The sequence below is a fragment of the Alteromonas sp. HB246098 genome (genome assembly GCF_054890645.1).
The window spans coordinates 1-4,539 of the sequence record NZ_JBTZUG010000016.1 but is presented as its reverse complement, the minus strand read 5'-3'; the positions used below and the strand labels follow the sequence as shown (position 1 = coordinate 4,539).

The 4,539-nt window shown below is 41.9% G+C and carries 6 protein-coding genes; all 6 read left to right on the top strand.

From position 1 onward, the window contains the following. Window positions 1-242: hypothetical protein (locus ACYTPF_RS19320; protein WP_461853348.1), on the top strand; the 242-nt coding region annotated here is incomplete at its 5' end. 1,174 nt (window positions 243-1,416) lie between these two features. Then, window positions 1,417-1,839: an aldehyde-activating protein gene (locus tag ACYTPF_RS19315; RefSeq protein WP_461853347.1), complete on the top strand. Its 423-nt coding sequence runs from the start codon at window positions 1,417-1,419 to the stop codon at window positions 1,837-1,839. A gap of 498 nt (window positions 1,840-2,337) precedes the next feature. Then, entirely contained in the window at window positions 2,338-2,649 is a 312-nt protein-coding gene (locus ACYTPF_RS19310) for a hypothetical protein (RefSeq protein ID WP_461853346.1), read from the top strand. A gap of 117 nt (window positions 2,650-2,766) precedes the next feature. Beyond that, window positions 2,767-3,015: a hypothetical protein gene (locus tag ACYTPF_RS19305; protein ID WP_461853345.1), complete on the top strand. Its 249-nt coding sequence runs from the start codon at window positions 2,767-2,769 to the stop codon at window positions 3,013-3,015. Between the two features lie 142 nt (window positions 3,016-3,157). Then, window positions 3,158-3,646 carry a hypothetical protein gene (locus ACYTPF_RS19300; RefSeq protein ID WP_461853344.1) on the top strand — a complete coding sequence of 163 codons (489 nt, stop codon included), beginning with the start codon at window positions 3,158-3,160 and terminating at the stop codon, window positions 3,644-3,646. A gap of 125 nt (window positions 3,647-3,771) precedes the next feature. Next, window positions 3,772-4,437, top strand: a complete 666-nt coding sequence (locus ACYTPF_RS19295; protein ID WP_461853343.1) for a hypothetical protein — start codon at window positions 3,772-3,774, stop codon at window positions 4,435-4,437. Window positions 4,438-4,539 lie beyond the last annotated feature (102 nt).

Genomic DNA, 4,539 nt, shown 5'->3' with positions numbered 1-4,539 from the left:
GAAAGTTATGTGACTCAGGGAGTTCATGGATAGAAACACTAAAAAAGCACTTAGATGGAATTCTGGTTATAGAGCGAAACCAATCAAACCAGACAAAGCTTCCTTTTCAAGTGGCAAGTATTCTATGGCTTTTGCCTGCCTCGACTGCAAAACCTCTTTCCAACGCAGTTTTCTTGGTGCTCCATGCGACTATCCATTACACAGTCAGTGTATTTCTTGCGGTGGCGTTACTTATAACTTAGGCCGGCATTTCAAAACGCCGAAAAAATCGGATGCTGCTCAATGGAAAAAGGTAACTTATCTAGTACAGCATGGTTTTTACTTTCAAAAAATTCGGCCTATTAAAAATAGCTATTACAGCGTTTCTTACCCTTCAACGTTAGCGGAAGCAAAAGTGTTTGTTAAAAAGTACAAAAAGCACGCTCTTTTTTAGGGTAAAGTCACATAACAAACACATTAAGCCGCTTTGCTGGGACAGTAACACGTGGGCTCTGTCGCTTCGCTCCTATTTTAGCCCACGTATTACTGCCCCTTATGTGGGTGTTATAAGGCGTCAGCCTAAACTGCGTTTGGCTTTGTAAAAATCCCAGTGTAACTGCCCTCACCTGTTTTCATTAGCATCACTCTAGCTTGTGGTAGGTTTAAATCCGCCGCTCATAACTCAAAGGTGGTGTAATAGGCGCTTTTTCGCCAAATTATTAGTTGAACCTCGCAAGCGCCATTACACTTGATAGCTCAGATGGCGGCTTGCTTCTGTCAAATCAAAAACATTTGTGCACAGTCGTTTTGCTTGTTTGTGTTAACAATCAATCGTATGCTGGCTTCATTAGTTTTTAAAAAGACCAAAGGAACTGGCTCTGCTTATAACAAGGCGCTTAAGACCACTCCCTTCGGTCGCTCGGACGCATTTACGCGGGGCGGCTTCGCCATTATGCCCCACGCAACTGCGCCGCTTAGCTTAATGTTATAAGGCGTCAGCCTAAACTGCGTTTGGCTTTATAAAAATCCCAGTGCAACTGCCCTCACCTGTTTTCATTAGCATCGCTCTGGCTTGTGGTAGGTTTAAATCCGCCGCTTTCAATTCAAAGGTTGCGCATTAAGCGCTTTATCGCCAAATTATTATTCAACGTCAACAAGCGCCAATGCGTTCGACAGTTCAAATGGCGGCTTGCTTAAGCTAAATCAAAAACGTTAGTGCACAGTCGTTTTGCTTGTTTGTGTTAATAATCAATCGTATGCTGGGCTTCATTAGTTTTTAAACAGACCAAAGGAACTGGCTCTGCTTCTAACAAGGCGCTAAAGACCACTCCCTTCGGTCGCTCGGACGCATTTACGCGGGGCGGCTTCGCCATGATGCCCCACGCAACTGCGCCGCTTAGCTTAATGTTATGTGCTGGTTTACTTTGTGAGGGTTAAATGGATTATTTCTCTTCATGTTCATGCGAAGCAATACGCGTAAAGTTATCACTTCCTAAACCAATCGAAAGCTATCAACCTAGAGAATGTGACTGCGACTTTTGTAAGCATCATAGTCTTGCGTACATTTCAGATCCGCTAGGGAAGTTGAGGGTTAACTCAAGTGCCCCAGTCAATTTTTTAAAGCAAGGTTCAGAACAAGCCTCCTTTATTCAATGTTCCAGATGCAACCAAGTCGTGGCGGTCTTTTACGATGCAGAAAGAGTTAAAAAAGGTGCTGTGTCTGCTACTCTTTTCGCCAATCGTCATTCTTTAAATGAATATCAAACCACTTCACCTAAAGTGTTGAGTTCAGAAGATAGACGTGAGCGTTGGGGAAATTTATGGTTAACTGTAGTTTTAGAAATAAGCGAAAGCACATAACAAAAAAATCAAGTTCGCCCGCTACGCGGGCTTAGACGCAAACATGTGGGCTGCTCACTTCGTTCGGATTTTAGCCCATATGTCTGCGCCCCTTATTTAAAAGTTATGTGCTTTGATGGAATATTCCAGTAATTTTCACTTTATTAACTATCAGGGATGAACTTGGATGGATTCTTATGTCCTCGCCGATATTATAATCAAATGTATCGTTATTTTGGTTGGTGTATACCTTATCTTCCGAGGCAGGAATGCTAAAAATAGTTTAGGTTCTCAAAGAGAGCTGCTGCCCCCAAAGACTATGATTACCATAGGAGCATTAATCTGCGTCACCAACGCTTACTTAATATTTAAGGCTATTTTGTGAACGCACCTAACAACCCAATAAACTCACTCACTTCGTTCGCTGGGACGCATACACGCGGGGCGGCTGCGCCATTATGCCCCACATGTCTGCGCCCGTTATTGGAAAGTTATACACCACTGTAATTGATAGATGAGATGGATTTTATTACCAACAAAAAACCAAGTAACGGATATAAATTTGGCGTTGCTCTTGTCGCTGTATTAGCAACATTGCTTATGGTTTTCCTAATAATGTCCGGTACAGTATCGCTTACGCAAGGGGCGTTTTATTGTTGGTTCTTAGTCAGCATCGTTTTTTATATGGCTGGGCCAGTGCTTGGCAAGCGCAAAGAATATCTTGGAAATGAACCATCTTCACAAGTCATGCGGGTAAATTTGTTGCCGTACTTTTTATTCAGTTTTCTGTGTGGTGGTATCGCGTTTTATGGTTGGCTATCTGGTGTATAACAAAAAAATAAAGTCACTCGCTGGCGCTCGTTGGGACGCTAACACGCAGGGCCGCTTCGCTATTATGCCCTACGCGTTATCGCCCCTTATTTAAAAGTTATATTTCAGGGAAAAGAAATGAGTTCATTTGAAGAATTAAAGAATAGAGATATTGAGTCTTTAAAAAGAAGCTATGATCAGATCGCTAAATCGACAAGCCTTGGACTTAGCTTCTATAGGGAAGAAATTGCTCGCCGCGAAAATGAAGAGTTTAACTCAAAAATCAAATCAATGACTTCTCAAATGCGCAATATGACAATTTTCATTATGATCTTAACGGTCATTAACGTTGGGGTTGTTATTTATGATGTTTTCAAGGATGTTTAAGCAATAAAATATAACAAACCACTCAAGGCTCTCGCTTCGCTCGCTGGGACAGTAACACGTAGGCTCTGTCGCTCCGCTCCTAATTTTAGCCTACGTGTTACTGCCCCTTAGTGGGGTGTTAGGTTTCAAAGGAACTGATTAAATGAAAGTGATTTTTTTCGGTCTGATTTTATTAGTTACAGCGTTTAGTTCTGTGTCTCAAGAAATCCAATCCAATGGTTTTTCTTTAACGCTCGGAAATGGATGGTCCGTTGTAAATACAAACAAAATTACAACTGTCGCAGCAAATGAAGAATCAGAACAGGTAATCATTCTTTCAGTCTACATTGTGCCATCCGTAGAAAAGGGAGCTGAGATATTAGCTGAAATGAAAAGCTACTTATCAAACCTCAATGAACAACTTCCTAAAATGGAATTATATTCTCAACTTGCCCCTTTAGATATTCAAACGAGTGCCCCTTGGGAATTAGTTGCTTACTCAGGGCCAAATGAAGAAGGGCATTTAGTTGCTGCGTGTCTCGGTACTAATAAAGGCGTGTTAATGGTTTCACTAGAAGGTATGGGCTCTGTTCAATCTGCAATTCCGCAATTGAAATCCGTTCTTTCTTCGTTGAATCACAATGAAACCTAACAATCGCATAAACTCGCTCGCGGGCTCGCTGGGACAAAAACACGTAGGCTCCCTTCGCTTCGCTCTGTATTATAGCCTACGTATTTTTGCCCGTTATGCGGGCCGTTAAGTGTCATGGAGGATATATGAACAAAGAGTTACTTACCAACCGGGTAAAAGAACTCATCACATTAGGTGGCGAAGTACTCAAAACCGAAGATCGAACCGGACAATTCATTAGAGTAGATTTGATTTTATTCTATCAGTTTAGATCTTCAGCGATGTCATTCATTCTTAAGCTATTCGGTTCATCGCATCCTTATTTTCAAGATTTTTCCGAAAAAGTAGGCGACGCTCAGCCCTCAACAACAAAGCGTGGAATCGGAATTCTATCTGCAGTAAAGGATGAAATTGACAATGGTTGGCTTAGTACCACAAGAGGATTGATTTCAGCAGACATTTTTGCAGACCTCCTCGAAATGGCTGATCATCAGCTAAGTGAGGGCTACAAAGATCCGGCTGCAATACTTGCAGGTAGTGCTCTAGAGCAACATTTAAGAACCCTCTGCAAAACTCATCAAATTGACACCGAAATTGAAAGAAATGGCAAGCAAGTACAGAAAAAAGCTGACGTTGTGAATGCAGACTTATGCAAAGCTGGTGTTTACAACAAAATCGATCAAAAAAATGTTACTTATTTACTGGGCATCCGAAACAATGCAGCGCACGGAGAGTTTGATGAATATGACTCAAAGCAAGTTGAATTAATGATAGCAGCTATATCTGAATTCATAGGTCGAACGACAGAATGACACTTAACAAGCCAATAAACGCACTCACTTCGTTCGCTGGGACGCAAACACGCGGGGCGGCTTCGCCATTATGCCCCACATGTCTGCGCCCGTTATTGGAAA

What these genes read in the sequence shown, in the direction of transcription:
- ACYTPF_RS19315 (WP_461853347.1), top strand. Translation starts at nt 1,417, where the DNA reads ATGGATTATTTCTCTTCATGTTCATGCGAAGCAATACGCGTAAAGTTA.
- ACYTPF_RS19310 (WP_461853346.1), top strand. Translation starts at nt 2,338, where the DNA reads ATGGATTTTATTACCAACAAAAAACCAAGTAACGGATATAAATTTGGC.
- ACYTPF_RS19305 (WP_461853345.1), top strand. Translation starts at nt 2,767, where the DNA reads ATGAGTTCATTTGAAGAATTAAAGAATAGAGATATTGAGTCTTTAAAA.
- ACYTPF_RS19300 (WP_461853344.1), top strand. Translation starts at nt 3,158, where the DNA reads ATGAAAGTGATTTTTTTCGGTCTGATTTTATTAGTTACAGCGTTTAGT.
- ACYTPF_RS19295 (WP_461853343.1), top strand. Translation starts at nt 3,772, where the DNA reads ATGAACAAAGAGTTACTTACCAACCGGGTAAAAGAACTCATCACATTA.